The sequence below is a fragment of the Alphaproteobacteria bacterium genome, assembly GCA_016699735.1.
Classification (GTDB): Bacteria; Pseudomonadota; Alphaproteobacteria; order Micavibrionales; family Micavibrionaceae; genus JAGNKE01.
On sequence record CP065008.1, the window covers coordinates 556,280 to 576,990 of the forward strand.

At 54.0% G+C, this 20,711-nt stretch carries 20 protein-coding genes; 14 read left to right on the forward strand and 6 right to left on the reverse strand.

Annotation, left to right across the window (positions count from 1 at the left end):
• Positions 1 to 9: 9 nt before the first annotated feature.
• The 6 genes from glmU to IPN28_02705 all read left to right on the forward strand — a co-directional run bounded on the left by glmU (position 10) and on the right by IPN28_02705 (position 8,021).
• Positions 10 to 1,374 (forward strand): bifunctional UDP-N-acetylglucosamine diphosphorylase/glucosamine-1-phosphate N-acetyltransferase GlmU, encoded by a 1,365-nt coding sequence (gene glmU, locus IPN28_02680; GenBank protein QQS57746.1) that lies wholly within the window; start codon positions 10 to 12, stop codon positions 1,372 to 1,374.
• 1 nt (position 1,375) lies between these two features.
• On the forward strand, positions 1,376 to 2,299 hold the full coding sequence (locus IPN28_02685; GenBank protein ID QQS57747.1) for a hypothetical protein: 924 nt from the start codon (positions 1,376 to 1,378) through the stop codon (positions 2,297 to 2,299).
• A gap of 653 nt (positions 2,300 to 2,952) precedes the next feature.
• Positions 2,953 to 3,837 (forward strand): hypothetical protein, encoded by an 885-nt coding sequence (locus IPN28_02690; GenBank protein QQS57748.1) that lies wholly within the window; start codon positions 2,953 to 2,955, stop codon positions 3,835 to 3,837.
• Positions 3,838 to 3,924: 87 nt separating this feature from the next.
• The gene (glmS, locus tag IPN28_02695; protein ID QQS57749.1) at positions 3,925 to 5,754 is read left to right on the forward strand and encodes a glutamine--fructose-6-phosphate transaminase (isomerizing); all 1,830 of its coding nucleotides are present in this window, start codon (positions 3,925 to 3,927) and stop codon (positions 5,752 to 5,754) included.
• Between the two features lie 155 nt (positions 5,755 to 5,909).
• The gene (locus IPN28_02700) at positions 5,910 to 6,938 is read left to right on the forward strand and encodes a DNA cytosine methyltransferase (GenBank protein ID QQS57750.1); all 1,029 of its coding nucleotides are present in this window, start codon (positions 5,910 to 5,912) and stop codon (positions 6,936 to 6,938) included.
• Between the two features lie 90 nt (positions 6,939 to 7,028).
• Positions 7,029 to 8,021 carry a restriction endonuclease gene (locus IPN28_02705; protein ID QQS57751.1) on the forward strand — a complete coding sequence of 331 codons (993 nt, stop codon included), beginning with the start codon at positions 7,029 to 7,031 and terminating at the stop codon, positions 8,019 to 8,021.
• A 66-nt stretch (positions 8,022 to 8,087) separates the two neighbouring features.
• Here the strand turns inward: IPN28_02705 and IPN28_02710 are convergent, their stop codons facing one another.
• Positions 8,088 to 8,894 carry a hypothetical protein gene (locus IPN28_02710; GenBank protein QQS57752.1) on the reverse strand — a complete coding sequence of 269 codons (807 nt, stop codon included), beginning with the start codon at positions 8,892 to 8,894 and terminating at the stop codon, positions 8,088 to 8,090.
• Between the two features lie 449 nt (positions 8,895 to 9,343).
• On the opposite strand from IPN28_02710, the gene IPN28_02715 reads away from it, so the two are divergent.
• Entirely contained in the window at positions 9,344 to 10,213 is an 870-nt protein-coding gene (locus IPN28_02715; GenBank protein ID QQS57753.1) for a hypothetical protein, read from the forward strand.
• Here the strand turns inward: IPN28_02715 and IPN28_02720 are convergent.
• Together IPN28_02720 and IPN28_02725 are read right to left on the reverse strand one after the other, a co-directional pair.
• Complete coding sequence (locus IPN28_02720; GenBank protein ID QQS57754.1) at positions 10,210 to 11,028, reverse strand: 50S ribosomal protein L11 methyltransferase; 819 nt, start codon at positions 11,026 to 11,028, stop codon at positions 10,210 to 10,212. The genes IPN28_02715 and IPN28_02720 overlap by 4 nt on opposite strands.
• 110 nt (positions 11,029 to 11,138) lie before the next feature.
• Positions 11,139 to 11,612 carry a TIGR02300 family protein gene (locus IPN28_02725; protein ID QQS57755.1) on the reverse strand — a complete coding sequence of 158 codons (474 nt, stop codon included), beginning with the start codon at positions 11,610 to 11,612 and terminating at the stop codon, positions 11,139 to 11,141.
• 157 nt (positions 11,613 to 11,769) lie between these two features.
• On the opposite strand from IPN28_02725, the gene IPN28_02730 reads away from it, so the two are divergent.
• The 5 genes from IPN28_02730 to IPN28_02750 are packed head-to-tail and all read left to right on the forward strand — an operon-like array spanning position 11,770 to position 17,157.
• Positions 11,770 to 12,912 carry a thiolase family protein gene (locus IPN28_02730; protein ID QQS57756.1) on the forward strand — a complete coding sequence of 381 codons (1,143 nt, stop codon included), beginning with the start codon at positions 11,770 to 11,772 and terminating at the stop codon, positions 12,910 to 12,912.
• 39 nt (positions 12,913 to 12,951) lie between these two features.
• Positions 12,952 to 13,710, forward strand: coding sequence for a hypothetical protein (locus IPN28_02735; GenBank protein ID QQS57757.1), 759 nt, complete (start codon positions 12,952 to 12,954; stop codon positions 13,708 to 13,710).
• A 16-nt stretch (positions 13,711 to 13,726) separates the two neighbouring features.
• Entirely contained in the window at positions 13,727 to 13,990 is a 264-nt protein-coding gene (locus tag IPN28_02740) for a hypothetical protein (GenBank protein ID QQS57758.1), read from the forward strand.
• The gene (locus IPN28_02745; protein ID QQS57759.1) at positions 13,983 to 14,756 is read left to right on the forward strand and encodes a DUF2806 domain-containing protein; all 774 of its coding nucleotides are present in this window, start codon (positions 13,983 to 13,985) and stop codon (positions 14,754 to 14,756) included. Before IPN28_02740 ends, IPN28_02745 begins: the two co-directional genes overlap by 8 nt.
• Positions 14,743 to 17,157: a 3-hydroxyacyl-CoA dehydrogenase/enoyl-CoA hydratase family protein gene (locus tag IPN28_02750; protein ID QQS57760.1), complete on the forward strand. Its 2,415-nt coding sequence runs from the start codon at positions 14,743 to 14,745 to the stop codon at positions 17,155 to 17,157. The genes IPN28_02745 and IPN28_02750 overlap by 14 nt, the downstream gene beginning before the upstream one ends.
• Positions 17,158 to 17,161: 4 nt before the next feature.
• Here the strand turns inward: IPN28_02750 and IPN28_02755 are convergent, their stop codons facing one another.
• The gene (locus IPN28_02755; protein QQS57761.1) at positions 17,162 to 18,298 is read right to left on the reverse strand and encodes a hypothetical protein; all 1,137 of its coding nucleotides are present in this window, start codon (positions 18,296 to 18,298) and stop codon (positions 17,162 to 17,164) included.
• A gap of 199 nt (positions 18,299 to 18,497) precedes the next feature.
• Between IPN28_02755 and IPN28_02760 the strand changes: the two genes are divergently transcribed.
• Positions 18,498 to 19,079, forward strand: a complete 582-nt coding sequence (locus IPN28_02760; GenBank protein QQS57762.1) for a hypothetical protein — start codon at positions 18,498 to 18,500, stop codon at positions 19,077 to 19,079.
• A gap of 88 nt (positions 19,080 to 19,167) precedes the next feature.
• On the forward strand, positions 19,168 to 19,812 hold the full coding sequence (locus IPN28_02765; protein QQS57763.1) for a ceramidase domain-containing protein: 645 nt from the start codon (positions 19,168 to 19,170) through the stop codon (positions 19,810 to 19,812).
• Here the strand turns inward: IPN28_02765 and IPN28_02770 are convergent.
• Positions 19,809 to 20,186: a hypothetical protein gene (locus IPN28_02770; protein ID QQS57764.1), complete on the reverse strand. Its 378-nt coding sequence runs from the start codon at positions 20,184 to 20,186 to the stop codon at positions 19,809 to 19,811. The genes IPN28_02765 and IPN28_02770 overlap by 4 nt on opposite strands.
• A gap of 67 nt (positions 20,187 to 20,253) precedes the next feature.
• A complete protein-coding gene (locus IPN28_02775; GenBank protein ID QQS57765.1) occupies positions 20,254 to 20,709 on the reverse strand; it encodes a hypothetical protein in 456 nt (151 codons plus the stop codon).
• Positions 20,710 to 20,711: the final 2 nt, after the last annotated feature.

The window sequence follows — 20,711 nt, forward strand, 5'->3', positions numbered from 1 at the left end:
TTTCAAGGGATGACCGGGGAAACCATGACCAAACGACCCCTCGCCTGCGTAATTCTGGCTGCCGGACGCGGCGTACGGATGAAATCCAAAAAGCCGAAGGTGATGAACGAGCTTCTCGGCTGGCCCATGATCAAATGGCTGCTCGAAAGCGTCCGCCATCTGGAGCCTGAGCGCACGATCGTCGTCGTTGGCCCGGGCATGGAGGATCTGGTGGAGGCCGTCCACCCGTGCGAGGCGGTTCTTCAGCCGCAGCAGGACGGTACGGGCAGCGCCCTCAAATGCGCGATGAATCTTCTGCAGAAATTCAACGGGGACGTTCTCGTTCTGCTGGGCGATACGCCGATGATCTCCCCGCAAACCCTCTGGAACCTGATACAGGCGCGCCAGCAATCCTCCGATACCGGCATCGCCGTTCTCGGAACCGAACTGTCCAACCCCACGGGTTATGGCCGCCTGCTGCTGGATGTGGAGGGTAATGTCGCCGCCATCCGCGAAGAGAAGGACGCCACCCTGCCGGAAAAAATGGTCCGCCTGATCAATACCGGCGCCTTCTGCATGGACGGCAAGCGCCTTGAGCGCTGGCTCGGCAGCCTCACCAACCGCAACGCGCAGAAGGAATATTACATCACCGACCTGCCCGAAATCGCCGCCCGCGATGGCTACAAAACCCGCGTGCAGATCACTTTCGATGCCGACGAAGTACGCGGCTGCAATACCCGCGCCGATCTCGCCGCCCTCGAACGGATCGCGCAAAAACGGATGCGCGAGCATTTTCTTGAACGCGGCGTGACGTTGCAAGACCCCGAAAGCGTCTTCTTCCACTTCGATACGATTTTGGAGGAGGGCGTGGTTGTGGAGCCGAACGTCTATTTCGGCCCCGGCGTGGAAGTGGGCGAAGGCTCGCGCATCCGGGCCTTTTCGCACCTTGAGGGCGCGAAGATCGGCAGCAAGACCACCGTCGGCCCCTTCGCCCGCCTGCGTCCTGGCACGGTTCTGGGGGATAACGTCCGCATCGGCAATTTCGTTGAGATCAAGAAGTCCACCATCGGCGACCGCAGCAAGGTCAGCCATCTGGGCTATGTTGGTGATTGCGAGATGGGCGAGGATGTGAATTTCGGTTGCGGCGCGATCACCGTCAATTACGACGGCTTTGAAAAGCACACCACGATCATCGGCAAGGGCGTGATGGTCGGATCAAACGTCAACCTCATCGCCCCGCTGATCATCGACGATGGCGCGTTTATTGCCGCCGGTTCGACGATCACGCAGAATGTTCCCGCCGACGCGCTCTCTCTTTCCCGCGCCAAGGAAGAGGTCCGCAAGGGCTGGGCCGCCACCTACCGCCAGCGCAAGGCCGAAAGAAAGAAGAAATAGCATGAGATTCATCCTGCTCCTCCTCGCCGCCCTGATCCTCACGCAACCTGCATTCGCGTGTTCATGTATGCCGGACGCCTTCACCCCCGAAGCCAGCAAAAACAATATCGCGGAAGCCCGCTATATTTTCGAGGGCAAGGTGGAGAGCGTCGAACCCGTGACGGCCACTCAACCCGATAGCGCAGGCCAGGTGCTGCCCCTCGCACAAAACCCCAACTTTTCACGCATCACCGTAAACGTGCAGAAGCTCTATAAAGGCCCACCGGAAACCAAAACCGTGACTTTTTACGCCGACACGGGCACAAGCTGCGGCATCGTGCCGGAGAATGTCAAAAACCTGACCTTCTTTATGATCCGCGAATTCAACGGCGATCGGGTTCTCGCCCAGCATTGCGGCGATTATATGACCGACGAGGACAGAAAAGCCGTTCTGGCCGGAACCTACCAGCAGGCCGCATCGCCTGCGCCCGCGCAGGCGGCCACGATGGAACTCTATAAAGACGGCAAGCCCTTCGATCTGCCCGCCGAGGCGAACGCAGACCTGACCGCGCGTCTCGATCGTATCGCTCGGGATTGCTGGCTCTATATGGGAAAAAGAGCGCAGGCCGATTGGGACAAGGCGCAGAAGGAACAGGCTTACATCGCCATCCGCTACCCGTCCCCTATCGAAACGCCTAAACTGGTGGGCATCGGCGACAGTAAAAATCCCGAGCGCGAACGCTTCGAGGAGGCGCTCTTCACCGCCCCGTCGGACGGCGCCATCCTCCTCGGCCCTCTGGCCCGCGACGGTTCGCGCTTCTACAGCCTCGGCAAATGTTCCGGCGCCCACCTCATCGCCTTTCAGTGCCGCCCCGAACTCGCGGAATTCTTCGGTGCAGGCTATAAAAAAAGCTGCCACCTCGTGAAGGACTGGAAACTGGAGTGAAGACTGAGTGCCCCAATCAGCACTTCATACCTTCTGATCGCTGCCTCCCCTTGTCATCTCCGCCTCTCCTTGTTCTCCCCGCCTCCCCTTGTCATCCCCGCGAAAGCGGGGATCGCGAAAAGTAAAAAGCAGATATAAGAGAGTCTCCGGCTTATAAGCGCAGACACAACGGTGGGCGCAGAACGCTTTGCGGCTTAGCGATGAAAGGCCAAGGGTGCGGCGTGGAGCGTCTGAATCGCGAAGACTCAAAGACGCGAAGCGTTCTGTGTCGGTTGTTACACGCTCGTTGTCATTGCAGCGAAGGCTGGAATCTGTGAAAAAACAGGTCTGGATTCCCGCCTTCGCGGGAATGCGGGAACGGTTTGAAATATCCCCTCTAAAGCATCCCCGCGAAAGCGGGGATCCAGTAAGAAAAATGTCAGAGAACACAGCAAGAGACAGCGATTTATGCGCCCTTTCCCTCTCCCGTCCACGGGGAGAGGGATTAAGGGAGAGGGGCGTGAAAAGCCTAAGAACCGGATTCCTGCTTTCGCAGGAATGACAATATAAGATCGGGCCGCGTCATGTTCGCCGTGATCGTTGTGTTTGATATAAAACCGCCGCTTTGACAAATTGTCTTCCCCGCCGCCCGCCTGTGCGGCTAAACTGAGCGCATGAGATTGGTCCTGCTCCTCCTCGCCGCCCTGACCCTCGCTGCGCCGCACGCGTGGGGGTGCAGTTATGACATTGGCGGCCCATTAACACTGGCCATAAAAGACCCGGTGTTAAGAAAAAGAGCTGAAGAGCAGGCAAAGGAAATCTTTCAAAAAGCACATTACATTTTAAGAGGAAGAATTCTAAAACTATTCAAAGATCAGGAATTTAAAGCGATCATTCAAACGAGAGAAAGATTCAAAGGAAATCCTCCCAATATTTTTGAAATTACCTACCATGCGGGTTCATCCGCATGCGGGTACGAATTCAGACCCAACCAAGAACCTTTGCTTGTTTTGTTTGAAAAAGAAGGGAACTTTTATTCTGGCGGACCAGCCGTCGCTGGAATTTTTGCGGAAGGGGGAGCAGAGTTAACATTTCTAGAAAAATTATCGACCGAGCATAAAGCACCTCAGAATAAATCTAACAAAAAGCCCAAATTTATTGAAAAATCCGAATTTCTTACGCCAATGAAACCACGGAACAAAGATGAAAAACCTATAAGTGAGCAAGCCTATATTCAAAAAGTTAAGAGTACTCTTAAAAATTGCAAATCATCAAAAAGCATTGAAAAAATAGCTCAAACCGACATTCGATTTTCTAGGCGTAACTACATAAACCTTACTTACGCAGAAAAAGTAAGACTATCAGTAGCTGGTAAGGATGAGAATATCTTGAATATTTGGATTCCATATTATAGCCAGTTTCGAGACGATATAACTCTTAAAGATCAGTTTCTTGAACCACTGCTAGAAACGGCAGACGGAAAAACTTTAATATTAGAAGGATGCGAATTTCCCGACCCCTCCGCTTTCTTCGAACCCGCCACCCCGCCAGCCCAATAACCCCCCTGCAACAATCCGCAAAACTTCGTGATTTGCGCTGCAACCCCCGCCCGCTATAGTGAAACCTGAGAATCTTAAGGAGCCCTCATGTGCGGCATAGTCGGCATTATCGGTGAGCAAAAGGTCGTCCCCTTGCTGGTGGAGGGCTTAAAACGCCTCGAATATCGCGGCTACGATTCCGCCGGGGTCGCCACGCTGTCCAACGGCCATATCCAGCGTTGCCGCGCCGAAGGCAAGCTCGAACGCCTCGAAAGCAAGCTGGCCGAACAGACGCTGCAGGGCACGGTCGGCATCGGCCACACGCGCTGGGCCACCCACGGCGCGGCGAACGAGAACAACGCCCACCCCCACGCGACCGACCGCGTCGCCGTCGTCCATAACGGCATCATCGAGAATTACGCGGAACTCAAACGCGAGTTGCAGGAAACGCAAGCCCGCTTTACCTCGGATACCGATACCGAAGTCATCGTCCACCTCGTCACGCGCTATCTCTCGCAGGGCATGAAACCCGTGGAGGCCGCCAACGCCGCCTTCGACCGCCTGCACGGCGCCTATGCCATCGTCATGATCTTCGCGGGCGAGCACGACCTGATGATCGGCGTCCGGCAGGGCACGCCGTTGGCCGTCGGCTACGGGGAGGGGGAGATGTATCTGGCCTCGGACTCGTACGCGCTCGCGCCGCTCACCCGCAAAATCTGCTTCCTTGAGGACGGCGACCGCGTGACCGTCACCCGCACCGACGCAAAAATCACCGGCAGGGGCGGGCAACCCGTCGAACGCCCCGTCCGCATCACCGCGCAATCCGGCGCGACGGCCGGAAAGGGCGAATACAGACATTTCATGCTCAAGGAAATCTACGAGCAGCCCGCCGTGATCGCCGATACGCTCAATTCCTACGTCAACCCCGCGACGGGCCACATCGCGATTCCGCCGGACGTGCTGAAAGTGCTGACCGCCGCCCCGCGTATTACTTTAATCGCTTGCGGCACCGCCTATTACGCGTGCGCCGTGGCCAAATACTGGTTCGAGCAGGTGGCCAGAATCCCCTGCGAGATCGACGTGGCCAGCGAGTTCAGATACCGCGAGGCGCCGATGCCCGCAAACGGCACGGCGATCTTCGTCTCCCAGTCCGGCGAGACCCTCGATACGCTCGAAGCCCTGCGCTACTGCAAGCGCCAGAAGCAAACCATCATCTCCATCGTGAATACCATCGAGAGCACGATCGAGCGCGAGTCCGATCACGTCCTGCACACGCTGGCCGGGCCGGAGATCGGCGTCGCTTCGACCAAGGCGTTTACAACCCAGCTGGCAACGCTGGCCTGCATGGCCCTCGCCGCCGCGCTGAAAACCGGCGCGATCAGCGAAGCTCAGGGCGCGGAATATGCAACCGCCCTGCGCCATGTGCCGACCCTCGCCGCGCAGATTCTCACCCACGACGGGCAGATCAAGAATATCGCCCGCGACGTCGCCGAGGCGCGGGATGTGCTGTATCTCGGGCGCGGCAGCCTTTACCCCATCGCGCTGGAGGGCGCGCTGAAACTCAAGGAAATCTCCTATATCCACGCGGAGGGCTACGCCGCCGGGGAAATGAAGCACGGCCCCATCGCGCTGATCGACGAAACCGTGCCCGTCGTCGTCGTCGCGCCGGGGGGTGACCCGCTGTTTGAAAAGAACGCCAGCAACATTCAGGAAACCGTGGCCAGGGGCGGAAAAGTGTTTCTGATCTCCGACGAAAAGGGCGCGAAAGAACTGGAGCAGTTGGTGACCTGGAGCGTGGCGACCGGGGCGGTCCACCCGTTTGTGGCCCCGATTCTCTATGCGATCCCCGTGCAGCTTCTCGCCTACCACGTCGCGGTCATGAAAGGCACGGACGTCGACCAGCCGCGCAACCTCGCGAAATCCGTGACGGTGGAGTAGGGTTGTACGAAACATTTAAAAGTGCGGATGTTTGATATTCAAGGGAAAGTTATGGATATCTTGCATAGTTCTTAGTTTGTTCTCATTTAATGATTGTACGCAAAAACATCTAAAGCTATAATTTTTAAACTAAAAACTACAAAGGCTCTAGAAACATGAGAACACAAGCTCTTTTGGACATAAATACATCAATTATAACAAGCGCTTGCGATTTAAACATCAATATTAAGGAAAACAATAAACTCCCCGAACTTTCCGTCTCCAAAACTCATACTGTTGTATCAATGTTTTCTGGTTGTGGTGGAATGGATTTAGGATTCAGAGGTAATTTTTCTGCGTTTGGTCGTAAGTATAAAGAAAATCCATTTAATATTATTTGGGCTAATGATTTGAACGCTGCCGCTTGCAGAAGTTATGAACGAAACCTAGGGCACAAAATCCATTGCGGCAACGTATGGGACTTTCTAGATACTTTGCCTATGACCGCAGATGTACTGATCGGCGGCTTTCCATGTCAAGATATCTCAGTAAATGGCAAAGGTGCAGGTGTAAAAGGAAAACGTAGCAGCTTATACAGAGCTATGGTTGAAGCTGTAAAAATGATAAAGCCAAAAATATTTATTGCTGAGAACGTAAAGGGTCTTTTGATGCGCCATAATGAGGATTCTCTTAGGCAAGTCATCAAAGACTTTAAAGAGCTAGGATATGATATTACTTACGACCTGTACCATGCTGCTGACTATGGAGTTCCACAAACAAGAGAAAGAGTTTTTATAGTTGGCCGCTTGCCGCACATCAAACCATTTACACCTCCCAAAAAAGAGCGGTTCCAAGGTGAATGGATGACCGCAAAGGAAGCGTTGCACGACTTAATTCATCTCGAAGAAGATATAGAAATAAATCATATTTGGAGTAAGGCAAAAAAAAGCGCTGAACAGGGAAGCAGAAAGCTAAAAGCCGACAGGCCCGGCTATACGATGAGGGCTGAGTGTCACGGTAACATACAATTTCACTATGAGCTTAATAGAAGAATTTCCATGAGAGAGGCTGCAAGAATCCAATCTTTTCCTGACAACTTTATTTTTGATTCAAAGCTAAGAGAAACAGAGCGACAAATTGGTAATGCCGTTCCCCCGATTTTGGCATGGTATATCGCCAAATCTGTAGTGAACTGTCTAAAATAGACAATCTCACTTTTTTTGACTAAAAGCTGAAAGCGCATAAATATAAAGTTTATACCGCTGCTCGAGGCTATGTGAGTTTATGGGTATTAAATGAAACAAAGCGAATTTGAAAAGCTTCTTGACCAAATTGCTGAAAGTCTAACCTCTCAGGCCCAAAAGGGCACTTTTGCAACATCCAAAATTTTTGAAGATCGGGTCCGTGAGGTGCTAACAGAGTTTATGGTTGTTGATTTGACACCACACCCTCACGCCTTCCCTGACATCGTTTTAGGAGATTACGGAATTGAAGTTAAATTCACCACAAATGATACATGGAGAAGTGTTGCTAACAGTGTATTTGAAAACACACGCAGTAAAAGCGTAGAGCACATATATGTTGTTTTCGGTAAGATGGGCGGAACACCGGAGGTTAGGTGGGGAAGATATGATGATTGTGTGATGCATGTCAGAACTTCTCATGTGCCGAGATTTGAAGTTGAAATAGGAGCAGAGACATCGCTTTTTCAAAAAATGGGTCTTTCATATGAAGTTTTTCGCAACCTAAGTGAAGAAGACAAAATGCTTCACATTCGCCTGTATGCGCGAAGACGACTGAAAAAAGGCGAACGACTATGGTGGCTGGAAGACAAGGAAGACTCGCAACACTCTCTTCCATTACAAGCTAAGCTATACACTTCTTTGGAACAGGAAGAAAAACGAAGACTGCGAGCGGAGTCGGTTTTGTTGTGCCCACAGGTTCTTAAGTCTTCACGCTCCAAAAACAAATATGATGATGCCGTCCTTTACATGCTTACTTATCGAGGGATTCTTTGTCATCAAGCAAGAGATTTATTTTCTGCAGGAAGTGTAGCCTTAAGAGCTAGCTCTGAAAGGGGAGGCGTATATCTTTTAAGAGCCTTGCAAGATATTGAACATGAAATTCTCATAGCAGCTTCGACATTAGAAGACAGGCTTTTTGAGGAGTATTGGGGGAAAAAAGTCCAAAAAGAGCATAGAATTGGAGAATGGCTAAAAATGGCAGACGGCCATGCGTCTGGCTGGAAGCCATCCGAATATCTATTTAAGGACTATAAATTTCAATAAATGACCCCCTCACCCAACAAACCCGCCATCTTTCCCCTCCTCGCCAACGGGAGGAGTGCCTAAAGCTTAATGCTCTTTCGCCACCGTACGCGCCGCGACGAAATCCAGCACCGCCTGATGCAGGACGAAATAGGAATCGAGATATTTCTTATCGAACCTGTATTCGATGTCCAGCATCCCTGTGCCCTGTGACTTGTCCGTGCAGACGCGCAGACAGGTTTTGCACGCGTCCTCGTTTTCGCAGGGCTTTTGATTATAACCCCGCCCGAACGGAGTGATGCAATGCGTGTCCGGCGTACATTCAAGCAGGTTTTCGATTTTGCCGCCTTCGTTTTTATGAATATAAAAATCCGGTTCACCGCTCCGTTGCCCGGTAAACTCAAGCACTTCAAATTCCATGTGGCGGCCGGCGGGTTTGTATGAGGATTTATGACCAAAAGTAAATCGCGATAAATCAGAATCAAAATGTTTCTGCCGATTTTCTAAAAGCTCACCCTTGGTCAGCGCCTCATAATGCGGTTTAATCGTAATCATAATTTCTTCGTCATCGGCAAAAGACGGATCAATATCCCTGTAAGAAACATCGAGTAAAGCGAAGGGAAAAATCTTATAACCATGCATATAATGCATCTCGAAAGAAGACAGCTCCTTTTCCGGCCGTGGCAGGGAAACGAGAGTCCATTTATAAAGGAAGCGCCGCTCGATTTTAAGGTCCGCGTGCCACAGATCGACGGTGATGGTGCGGTTGATGAAGCCCGGAGGTTCGATGTAAAGCTTCAAAAGCCCGACGCACAAAGTCGGCAATAAAATCAGGCACAAATTGATGAAAGCTTTTCGCCGTTGCTGCGGACTGTAATCAGCACGCCGCCACATTAGCGGCTTAAAAAATTTATAGGCAATGAACAACGGAACGAGGTAAACCGGAATAAGCAGCGCAAGAAAAAATAGTGAAAGCGGAGCACTAAAAATCGCCGGATAAAATTTAGCAGGAAAACTGACAAAGGGAGCAGATAAGTAATAAAAACTGAAGATAAACAAAAAATACGCAGCAAAAGGAGTAAACTTCATAAAATAGGAGGATAAAAATTTCCCCTTAAAGGTTTGGCCGCAATCCAATACAGTGATTGAACCGTGTGCCCAGCCGCACTCGGGAATCAAATCGACGATAAAATTCAGAAAACATCCCAAAAGAATAATATTGGCCAGCCACACCCCGCCGATCCCATAAAAAACCCATTTTATAAGAAATAATAATCTGTCTTCCTTCTTCATCCCTGTATAATACGCAAGACTTTTGATTTTAAAGAATAAAACTTGCGGTCATGACCCCCGTGCCCAACAAACCCGCCATTCTTCTGATCTTCGCTCTCGCCGCGCTGGGCTTCGGCGCCGCCGCCTGGATCAAATACGGCAAGGCGCAGCAACCCCCGGCGCAGCCATTGACACTCGAACAGATTTTCAGGATGGACCCGAGGGGAAAAATCGAGGAACCCTGCCCCCCCGACGCGCTGACCTTTTTCGTGATCGGCCAGAGCCACGCCGCCAACTCCATGCTCCCGCGAACATCGGCGGAAAACAACCCGCACCTGCTGAATTATTTCAAGGGTAAGTGCTACCGCCTCTCGGATCCCATCCTCGGCCCTGCGGATTTCCGCGGCTCGCTCTGGCCCGTCTTCGCGCAGGCTCTTTACCCGCACGTCAACAAACCCGTCGTGATTATGAGCTATGCCCTCAACGGCACATCGGCGCAGGAATGGCTGCCTGGTGAAGAGGGCGTCGGCCTGATGGAGCGGGCACTAGCGGAAGCCCGCCGTTACACGCAGGCGGACGGCACGATTGAATATATCATCTACGATCAGGGCCAGCGCGACGCCATGGACCTGACGCCGAAGGAAATTTACGCGCAGCACCTCAAAACCATTTTCGATCACCTGCAGAATGAAATCACGGGCGACCAGACGTTCCTGATGTACGGCCAGTCCTGGTGCACGGCTTATAACCCGCCCGTACCCTATATCATAGAGGCGCAGCAGGAATTCGCCGCCGCCCGCCCCGACACGGTGATGGTCATGAACATGGATGATCTGGATGACACCTACCGCCACGACGACTGCCACTTCAACGGCAAGGGCCGCGCCGTGATTGCGCAGAAACTGGTCGAGGCGGTTTTGAAAAAAGAACAGAAAAATTAGAGGCGCTTCTGCAACGCCAGCGCGGTCCAATCGCCCAGATCGTAGCGTCCCGTAAGCGTCAGACCCAGCCCTTCATAAGCGGAAGTCACCAGATCGGCCTGTTCCTTCAGCATCCCCGAAAGAATGACATACCCGTTCTCGTCCAGAACGCGCACGGCTTCGGGCGCCATTTCGATCACAGGGCCAGCCAGAATATTCATGATGATGAGTTCATAGGGCTTGTGCGAGTCCACCGCCGGAGTCTTGAACCCGTCCCCGCACACGGCCAGCAGGCAGCCCTTCCCAAGCGTCACGCCATTCATCGCCGCATGGCGTTCCGTCACCCGCACAGCCTCGTCGTCGTTATCCACGGCCAGCACAGGGGCGCTCCAGAGCTTCCACGCCGCCAGCGCCAGAATCCCCGAACCCGTCCCCATATCCAGAATATTCCACGGGCACACGCCCTTGCCCTTGAGGTCGAGCAGTGCCTGCAGGCAGCCCTTGGTGGTTTCATGCTCGCCGGAGCCGAACGCGGTTGTCGCGTCGATCTGCAGCCCGATCTGCCCTTGGGGAACATCAGCCTCAGGCTGACCCAGATGATGGCTGCCATAGATATAGAACGGTCCGATGGAGAAGGGTGGAAATTCGCGGTAGCATTTCTGCAGCCAGTTCTCCTCGGGCGTTTTTTGAATCTCCAGATTTTCGCTCACCGAGGGCAGGCCGGAAAGGTCATACGCCGCCGCCTGCAGAATAATCCGCGCCACGACATCTTCATTTTCCGGCGGATTTTCCACAAGCCACTCGATGACCACCGACTTATCTTTCTTGCGGAACACGCTGGACGCCAGACAGGAATCGGCCAGCGCCTGCCCGAGGCACTGCGCCTGCTCGTCGCTGAAATGGGGCGGAAGTTTATACCGGACCGTATACAGGGGCGTGGGCCTTCCTAATCTTCGTCCTCTTCCTCTTCGAGAACGTCTTCTTCGTCGTCATCGAGATCGTCGTCTTCGAGATCGGGCAGGTCGTCAAGCGTTTCCTCTGCGATGACCTTGACGGGAGCCTCGTCTTCCTCCTCATCGGCGTCGTCTTCCTCGACATCTTCGAGGCTCACGACTTCCAATTCCTCGTCATCCTCCAGAGCCTCCTCGTCGTTGGCCACGACCTGCGGCTTTTTCGCTTCCTCCTCCACACGCTTGATTTCGGCGGAAGCGCGGCCCTTGCGGCCCCTGATCCGGTATTCCGGGTTGAATTCCGTCGAGCAGGACGGGCAGATGATCGGGCGCTTGGCGAAATCGTAATAACGCGTTCCGCAGCTCGTGCAGATTCTCTTGAAGCCCAGATTTTTCTTTGCTGCTGCTGCCACCGTAAAAATCTCCTTATTATTGTTCTGACTGCGAAAAAAGTATCTGTCTGACTGCATGATTTTTTGTGTTCTGTCAATTCAAAAGACAGAAGCACTGGAGAATGGGAGCCCGAAAGAAGGCCGTGAAATCGCATGGACCCAGCCGCCGGATCATTGTAAACTCACGGCGGAAAACAAAAAACTTTTCATCACCACGATCAAAGAGACACCCCGAATGCCTGCAAACCCCCTCGCTAAATCTGTTGTAATCTGCGGCTTTAAACGCTCACCCATGCATTTCGCCAATAAGGGCGCGCTGGCCAAAGTCAGGCCCGACGACATGGCCGCGGAAATCGTCAAAGCCCTCGTAAAAGCAACAGGCGTGAAACCTGAAGATATCGAGGATCTGATCATGGGCTGCGCCTTCCCCGAGGCTGAGCAGGGCTTTAATATCGCGCGTCTCGTAGTGAATCACGCCGACCTGCCGATTTCCATAGGTGGCGCGACTGTCAATCGCTTCTGCGGCTCCTCCATGACCGCCATCCACAACGCGGCGGGCATGATTCAGATGGGCGCGGGCGAGGTCTTCATCTGCGCGGGGATCGAGAGTATGAGCCGAATCCCTATGGGTGGCTTCAACCCCATGCCCAACCCCGCGATTTTCCAGAAATACCCGCAAGCCTATATCGGGATGGGCGAAACGGCTGAAAATCTCGCTAAAAAATATGCGATCGACCGCAAGGCGCAGGATGAGTTCGCCGTCTCGTCCCATAAAAAGGCCGCCGCCGCCGCCGCCTCTGGCAAATTCGACGAGGAGATCGTCGCCATCGGCGATGTTAAGGCCGACGGCACCATCCGCGCCGACTCAACCCCGGAGGCTCTGGCTAGCCTGAAACCTGCTTTCCTGAGCGACGGGACGGTGACCGCCGGAACCTCTTCGCCCCTCACCGATGGGAGCGCCGCCGTGCTGGTCGCCTCCGAAGAATATGCGGACAAGCACAAGCTGCCCAAACTCGCCCGGATAAAATCTGTGGCCGTCTCCGGCTGCGCGGCGGAGATTATGGGAATCGGCCCCGTCCCCGCCACCAAAAAGGCGCTGGAGCGGGCCGGACTGACCCTCAAGGATATTGATATTATCGAACTGAATGAGGCCTTCGCCGCCCAATCGCTGGCGGTATTAAAGGAACTCGGCATCGACCCCGCGAAGGTGAATCTGGACGGCGGCGCAATCGCGCTCGGCCACCCGCTCGGCACGTCGGGGGCGCGCATCACCGGCAAGGCCGCAAGCCTCCTGAAGCGCGAGAAGAAGAAATACGCTCTGGCCACCATGTGCATCGGCGGCGGGCAGGGCGTGGCGACCGTGCTGGAAGCTATTTAGGATAACTGTGTAAACATAAATTGAGTAAAGGAGGCGGCTGTGCCCAACCATTTTTCGGCGATAGGATTTAAAATCAAAAGCGAGGAGGAGTTCAACACCCTCATCGGCGGGCTTCTCAAGGGCGACCTCGACCAGTGCGTCACCCCGCAGGGCATCTACCTGCGCTGGCGTCAGGACGAAAATTTCGGCCCCGAAGTCTGGTTTCAGGTGGTCAATGACAACGTCGTCTCCGTAGACCCCTTCTTTCGCGGCAAATCCGAAACCGTGGTGGGCATCACCGACAAGGTGAAAGTTCCCGGCGCCACGCCTCTTGATGCGCTCCTGCACGCTTGGGCGGAGCCGGAAAGCGCGGAGAAAATCGACTCCGGCGCGTACCCCTTCGCCTTCGACATGATCGCCCTGCAGGCTTATGAAAATATCGCCATCCCCGGCCTCGAAACACTCAGCCTCTGTGCGATGGCGCAGGAGGTGGACCTTTATGACAGCGAGGAAGCCTATAACGCCGCGCAGGATCCCGAGACCCCTTCACTGGCCTCCGAAAGCTTCATCCCGACGGGCCTGTTCAGCGCGGAGGGTGGCCAGACGAACCAGCCGCGCCCCGAAGCCGTCTTCGCGGGAAAGATTCTTGAAACCAAAAAAATGAAAAACGCCCATACGGGCAGCGAATTCCACTGGGTGCTGGTCAAGACGCTGGGCGCGACTCTGGATGTGGTGATCGACCCGGTCTATGTGAAGCAGCCGATAAAGGTCGGCGGCATCATCGCCGGCTCGTTCTATCTCTGCGGCGATTTCAGATAGGAAAACGGAGCGGCGCGTGAGCGAGCTGGACACCATCCGCGAACGCAACGCCAGGGTCGAGGCCGACAAGGCGTGGGAAACCTCCTGGACCCGCCGCCTCATCATCGCGGGCGGCACCTATATTGTGGTCAGCGTCTATTTGAGTTTTTTAGGCGTACAGGGCGCACTGCTTCACGCCCTCGTCCCGCCGGGCGCGTACCTGCTCTCGACCCTGACGCTTCCGGTGTGTAAGCGGGTGTGGTTGGAGAAATTTTATACGAAAGATAGTCAGTATGAATAACCCGCTGATTAAAATTGATAATATTAATATTGAGCAGCAAATTTCAGACAAAAGTCAGGAAGAAGTTATTAAAGCTCTGAAAATAGCTTTAGAGCCTTTCGGAATAGCGATGGCTATGATCTCTGATCGTTTGACGCTTTGGCGAATGTCCAACTTAATAAAAATAACAGACAAAGCAAAAACCATGCTGGTAGGCAAAGGATTAAAAGCCGAAGCAGTAGAAAAAAAATTTCTGTCGGGATTTATCGAAGAATCATCCCACGAAGATGATCCTGATTTACAGGAAATGTGGGCAAGGTTGCTAATTAACGAAAGCATTAATTCTGACCCAGCTAACATCACGTATATCAATACATTAAAAAACTTAAATCCCGACTCGGCAAAATTATTAAAAATGGTCTGGCAAAGTGCAAAAGACAAAGGATACGATTATTTTGAAGCGGTTATTGACAATCATACACAGGATGCAACTTGGTCGGAGCTTGACTTAGGAAAAAATGAAACTATGGCGCAAAGAAAAGACGCTATGCAAATTTCTTTTTCTTCTTCTGGCAAGATGAATAACGTTTTTTTTCAAAACAACATGAAAATTTTAATTCACTTAAAAAATCAAGGTTTAATAGACATTATAACTACAATAGGTGAAACGCTTACGGGTCAAGATAACTCGTTTAGTGTCTGGGCCATCATAAGTCCATATGGATATGATTTTGTTTCTACTTGCGAAACAATAAAAGAAAACGAGGGTCAAAATGAAAATCAATAAAATCGCCGTCATCGGCGCCGGAGTCATGGGCAGCGGCATCGCCGCGCAGGTCGCCAACGCGGGCTATCCCGTTGTGCTGCTGGATATCGTCCCGCCCGACCTCACAAAATTCAATGGGAACAGAAACGCTTTCGCGCAGGGCGCGGTCGAGAAAATGCTCAAAACCGACCCCGCGCCCTTCATGCTGCCCGCCAACGCCAAGCGTATCACCTGCGGCAATCTGGAGGATGATCTGAACCTGCTGGCGGACGTGGACTGGATCATCGAGGTCGTGGTCGAAAATCTCGACATCAAGCACAAGACCTACGCCAAGCTCGAACAGCACCGCAAGAAAGGCTCCATCGTCTCCTCCAACACCTCCACCATCCCGCTGCACAAGCTGGCGGAGGGGCAGAGCGAGAATTTCAAAAAGGATTTCATGATCACCCACTTTTTCAACCCGCCGCGCTATATGCGCCTGCTGGAGCTGATTACCAGTAAGGAAACGCGCAAGGATGCCGTGGAAACCATCCGCGCCTTCTGTGATATCGAACTGGGCAAGGGCGTAGTCGTCTGTCACGATACGCCGGGCTTCATCGCCAACCGCCTCGGCGTCTTCTGGCTGACGGCCGGAATCAACGAGGCCATCAAACAGAAAGTCTCCATCGAAACCGCCGACGCGGTGATGAGCAAGCCCGTTGGGATTCCAAAAACCGGAGTCTTCGGCCTGATCGACCTTGTTGGCATCGACCTGATGCCCAAACTCGCGGACTCGCTGCTCGCTAACCTGCCGCCCGCCGACCCCTATCGTACCCTGCACGTCGATTACCCCTTCGTGCATCAGATGATCGCGGCGGGCTATACGGGCCGCAAGGGCAAGGGCGGCTTCTACCGCCTCGACCCCGCCTCGAAGGACAAGGCCAAACAGGCGCTGACTCTCAGCCCCGACAACTTTAATGAATCGCAATACAAAGCCGCCGCGAAGGAAAAACCCGAAGGCGGTGAGGGCGGGAAAAAAGGCCTCCGCGCCGTGGTGGAAGAGGAGTCTTCTGCCGGAAAATACGCCTGGGAAGTCCTTAAGAAAACCCTGCACTATTCCGCCCTGCTGGTCGGGGAGATCGCCGACACCGTCTTCGATATCGATGAGGCGATGAAGCTGGGTTACAACTGGAAAAGCGGCCCGTTCGAGATGATCGACGCGCTCGGCCCCAAATGGTTCGCCGCGAAGCTGAAGATCGAGGGCATGGAGGTGCCCGATATCCTCAAAAAAGTGGGCGAGGGAACCTTCTACCGCATCGAGGGCGGCAAGCGTCAGTATTTCGGCACCGACGGCAAATACCATGACGTGAAACGGCCCGAAGGCGTCCTGCTCTTGAGCGATATAAAACTTTCAAGCGAACCCGTGTTGAAAAACGCTTCCGCAAAAGTCTGGGATATCGGCGAGGGCGTTCTGTGCTTCGAGCATCAGACGAAAATGAATACCTTCGATGAGGAGATTTTCGCCCTTCTCGAACAAACCCGCACCACGATTGAAAAATCCGCAGGAAAATACAGGGCGCTGGTCATCTATAACGAAGGCTCGCATTTCTCCGCCGGGGCCAATCTCGGCGTGGCGATCTTCATGATCAACATCGCCATGTGGCCACAGGTCGAAAGCTTCGTCGCACAGGGGCAGAAAGTCTTCATGAACCTGAAATACGCGCCCTTCCCGGTGGTGAGCGCGCCGAGCGGCATGGCGCTGGGCGGCGGCTGCGAAATCCTGCTGGCCAGTGACGCCGTGCAGGCCCACGCGGAAACCTATTGCGGCCTCGTTGAGGTCGGCGTTGGCCTCATCCCCGGCTGGGGCGGCTGCAAGGAGATGATCCTCAGGTTGCAGGAACGCGAACGTAAAAAATTCGCCGAAGACATGGGCAAGATCGGCAAGAAAAATGTATGGTTCTCCCCCGACACCACGCCGATGGGCGCGGCGCGTCAGGCCTTCGAGACCATTGGCACGGCCAAGGTCGCCAAATCCGCGCACGAAGCGGTGGAGATCGGCTACTTCCGCGAAACCGACGGCATCAGCATGAACCGTGACCGCCTGCTCTATGATGCACGGCAACGCGCCTTGAAACTCGCCGCAAACTACAAGGCGCCGGAGAAAATCACGGACATAAAACTGTCGGGAAAGGGCGGAAAACTGGCCCTCGACATGGCCGTCACGGACCTGCAGAAATCCGGCAAGGCGACGCCTTACGATGGTGTGGTTTCCGCCCACCTCGCGCAGGTTCTGACCGGAGGTGGCGCGGACCTGACGGAAAAACTCACCGAAGACGACCTCCTGAAGCTCGAACTCCGCGAATTCATGAAGCTCGTCCGCAACGAAGGGACTCTCGCCCGCATCGAACATATGCTGGATAAGGGCAAGCCGTTGAGGAATTGAAAATTTAAGGCCGTGGACCGGTTGACGGAAGTGGGGTCATAGGCCTGTCCGTCGTTGCTACAGGAGGCGCAGTTTCGTTAGCTGGCGGTTCCTTGCCCGGATCGGACGTGTTGCCCGTAGGCACGACCCCGTTTCCAATTCTTATAGAGAGGGAGTCAATCACGGAGCGATCCGTACGCAAGTCGATATGGGCCTCAGGATCGGGTGTGCGATCGGCGATCTGCCTTTGGTAGGCTCCAGAATAAGCCACGATATATTCTCGAACATGAGGATTATCGGAAACTTGATCGAACGCACCCTCATCAATAAGGCGCTCAAGATGACTATGAAACGCGCCGGGATGCTGACGTTGTAAAGAGATGACATCAAAAAAAGCAAGGCCAAGATCTTGCCCGACGACCTGCATCAGCGCCCCCTGAAACTCCGTAGATGCGCGAACGTGCTGCACTGTGGCTTCCGTCCCCGGCTCATCGGCCAGAATAGCCGTCGCAGAATGCCCACGGTCAGCAAATGCATTCAAGGCGCGGAAATCGATGACGGCCTGAGCAATATCGTCCTGCCCTTCGGATCGCAGCCAGTCCAGACCGTTACGGTCGGCGCTCAACTCGGCGTTTACCGCCAGCACTTCGTTTTTACCGGGATCTTCAAAGTTGAATGTGTTACCGCTGGCAAGATGCTCAAACCCGGCGTGATCTCCCTCATGCCCGCCCCAGAACCCGGACCAGTAATACTCCGCCTGCGGAGAACTGGCAAAAAGAGCACGTTCAAAGTCGCCGGCTTGCCTGTTATTCCCCTCAAGATTGATAAAGGCGAAACGGAAAGGCTCACTATCCGGTTCACCCGGCCTTGACGGGACGGACTGCTGGAGGCTGAAATGCCGGCCATCCATAGAGGTTTCTGCAAAATAACGGATAGCCTCTTCGGGATAGCGGGAACTGATTCCGGCAATCTGCGAATCCATCATCCCGCGGACGACGTCCAGATCACTGGGGTTAATTGTTTTTTGATGAGAGATATAATAGTCACGATCAAGAGCGTTGGGGTTCAGGAAAATCAAAGGCACGGTCGACGTCGCCTGCGCCCGTTCCATGTATATGCGGTCTATATCTGTGACGGTTGGATCGTCTTCGAATGCACCCATATTCACCCGCCCGGCAATAATAACACCCTTATACTGGACATAATGCATAAGCACTGTGCAAGGAGTCAATTTATTAATTTTTTTGATGGCGTACGAATCAATGGCACATGAGGCTGTAAGGATATGCAAAACAAGAGCAAGCCCCTACAGAACTAGGGAAAACTTGCGGAAACCCAAAAATTTCGGCTAAATCTTCGCCATGAGTAAAAACCTGACCCAAACCTACCGCTTCGATATCTCCTCCGACGAGCAGTTTTACACCCTCGCCAATGCCTTCACCCACGCGCTCAGGGCCGTGGAGCAGCAGGGCTACGCGGTCGAATTTAATGGCGAAACCCTCCACCATCCCGGCCAGATCGGGGTCCGCGGCCGCTCCGGAATCGGTAAGAGCGATTTCTTTAATACCGCCATGGCGGCCTTTCTGCCGGCGGAGGTCAAGCCGTCGGAAAAACTGCAGCCCAGCGCCGATCAAACCCGCATGGTGCAGGTCTGGAAACAATGGCTGCTGGCCGGACAGAAAAAGGAATACCGGATCGAGGATGTTCATGCCGGAGCGGCCCTGACACATATGCCCGAGATGCACTTGCCCATCCGCGAGTGGGCGGGGGTGTCGATCTACGAACACGCGGACGAGCCGGAAAAATATTGTGATATGGTTCTCGATATGCGCTATGACGCGCAGGGTCGCCGCACCGCCGAAATCCGCACCACCGACGCCGTCGCGCAATCCGACGATTTTTCGGCGGGATTTTTGCCGCAGGTCCGTGATATAACGCTCTAGCCTCTGCGTTCTCTTCAAACGATAATCAAGGCGAACCGACGATGGTCTTCCCCTTTATATCAGCCGGCTCTAAGGCCTCAGCGAAACGATGAACAATTATATCGACATCTACTGCGAACGCCTCGAACCGGGCCTGTGGGCCGAGCCGGTGAACGCGGTGACCAATATCGCCTTTTTTATCGCGGCCTTTTTCTCATACAGACTGGCCAAAAGGGAACGCGCCCTGAACAGCCAGACACGGATTCTGATTATTCTCCTGTGCGCCATCGGCCTAGGCAGCACGCTCTTTCACACCCTCGCCACGCCCACGGCGCAGCGCAGCGACGTCCTGCCCATCGTGCTGTATCAGATTTTCTTTGTCGTTTTTTATGCACTGAACGTGATGCGGCTGAACGCATTCGTAACCACGGTGCTGTTTGTTGTATTTCTAGGATCAAGCGCGGTGATGGATCAGATTCCAGCCGACATTCTCAACGGCTCCGCGGGGTATTTTCCCGCTCTTGTGTTTCTCTCCGGCTTCGCCCTCTGGCAGGCGCGGCACGGCAAAGTGGAACCCAAAACCCTGCAATATGCAGCGTTGACCTTTATCCTGTCCCTGATCTTTCGCACAATGGATAGGGAAGTCTGCGCCAGCTTCCCGCTCGGCACGCATTTCCTCTGGCATTCGCTGAACGGCGTCGTCCTCTACCTGACGACCCGTGCGTACATCCTCAACCAGCAGAAAAAGCCTTAGCCGTTGAAATTATGCGCGGTGACTTCGACATCCGATCCGTTTTGCCGGACGAAAACCGCAGGCCTAACACGGTAAGAGCCGTTGGGCATGATTTCCGGAGCATCATGGGTGGACAGGCCGCCAGTATCCAGATGGGCTTTCAGGCCCGAGGCGATGTCCGCCGCACTCTTACCCCTGAAATGAAGGGACAGAGGGAAATGTCTGAAATGGGAATTATGATCGTAAGTATCCATCCCGGTATCGTCGCTCAGAACAAATTCGATGGACGCATCATAATCGTCGATCACCGGACGGTCCCCGCGCACCATACTGAACGCGCCATGGCTGCGCCCGAATTCGATTAACAGGTCTGCGGCTTGTTCTTCGTCAATCATTCACGTTACCCCAATTTATTAACATAATATAACAGAAAGAGGAGGCCAAAACAACAGGACGCCAAACCTAGGTCGGTTGCGTGATCGGCGCGGATTCGCCCATCATCTGCCAGTTCTGCGTATAATCATAGGGCGGGGCCATTGTAACTTCGAGGCGGTAAGAGCCCTCGCTCTCCTGAAGATAAACGCCCTGCGCGAACTCCAGAACCCCGGCGCGGTCGGTCGGCAAAGGCGCGTTATGGGTTTCGTAACCCAGCCGCCCCAGCCCCTCATGGATATCGGCAAACAGCGCCTGTCGCTCCGCCTCATCGCCCTGCACCGGAAAAAGGAAACTGACCGGATAGGAGATACCGGAGGGCACCGTTTGAAGGCCGCGCCGCCCCTGCATCTGCTTGTCGGCGCCTAGCGCCTGTGCATCCAGAACCATAAAGCCGCCCGCCTGGATGCTGGTGGGCGCGTGCTGTGACATTTGCAGAAATACGCTGCACAGCCCCTTGATTTGCGTTTCATAGGAGGAGTTCATGG

Coding starts and splice junctions, on each gene's coding strand:
- glmU (QQS57746.1), top strand. CDS start 10: ATGACCGGGGAAACCATGACCAAACGACCCCTCGCCTGCGTAATTCTG.
- IPN28_02685 (QQS57747.1), top strand. CDS start 1,376: ATGAGATTCATCCTGCTCCTCCTCGCCGCCCTGATCCTCACGCAACCT.
- IPN28_02690 (QQS57748.1), top strand. CDS start 2,953: ATGAGATTGGTCCTGCTCCTCCTCGCCGCCCTGACCCTCGCTGCGCCG.
- glmS (QQS57749.1), top strand. CDS start 3,925: ATGTGCGGCATAGTCGGCATTATCGGTGAGCAAAAGGTCGTCCCCTTG.
- IPN28_02700 (QQS57750.1), top strand. CDS start 5,910: ATGAGAACACAAGCTCTTTTGGACATAAATACATCAATTATAACAAGC.
- IPN28_02705 (QQS57751.1), top strand. CDS start 7,029: ATGAAACAAAGCGAATTTGAAAAGCTTCTTGACCAAATTGCTGAAAGT.
- IPN28_02710 (QQS57752.1), bottom strand. CDS start 8,894: ATGTGGCGGCGTGCTGATTACAGTCCGCAGCAACGGCGAAAAGCTTTC.
- IPN28_02715 (QQS57753.1), top strand. CDS start 9,344: ATGACCCCCGTGCCCAACAAACCCGCCATTCTTCTGATCTTCGCTCTC.
- IPN28_02725 (QQS57755.1), bottom strand. CDS start 11,612: ATGCAGTCAGACAGATACTTTTTTCGCAGTCAGAACAATAATAAGGAG.
- IPN28_02730 (QQS57756.1), top strand. CDS start 11,770: ATGCCTGCAAACCCCCTCGCTAAATCTGTTGTAATCTGCGGCTTTAAA.
- IPN28_02745 (QQS57759.1), top strand. CDS start 13,983: ATGAATAACCCGCTGATTAAAATTGATAATATTAATATTGAGCAGCAA.
- IPN28_02750 (QQS57760.1), top strand. CDS start 14,743: ATGAAAATCAATAAAATCGCCGTCATCGGCGCCGGAGTCATGGGCAGC.
- IPN28_02755 (QQS57761.1), bottom strand. CDS start 18,298: ATGGGTGCATTCGAAGACGATCCAACCGTCACAGATATAGACCGCATA.
- IPN28_02760 (QQS57762.1), top strand. CDS start 18,498: ATGAGTAAAAACCTGACCCAAACCTACCGCTTCGATATCTCCTCCGAC.
- IPN28_02765 (QQS57763.1), top strand. CDS start 19,168: ATGAACAATTATATCGACATCTACTGCGAACGCCTCGAACCGGGCCTG.
- IPN28_02770 (QQS57764.1), bottom strand. CDS start 20,186: ATGATTGACGAAGAACAAGCCGCAGACCTGTTAATCGAATTCGGGCGC.
- IPN28_02775 (QQS57765.1), bottom strand. CDS start 20,709: ATGAACTCCTCCTATGAAACGCAAATCAAGGGGCTGTGCAGCGTATTT.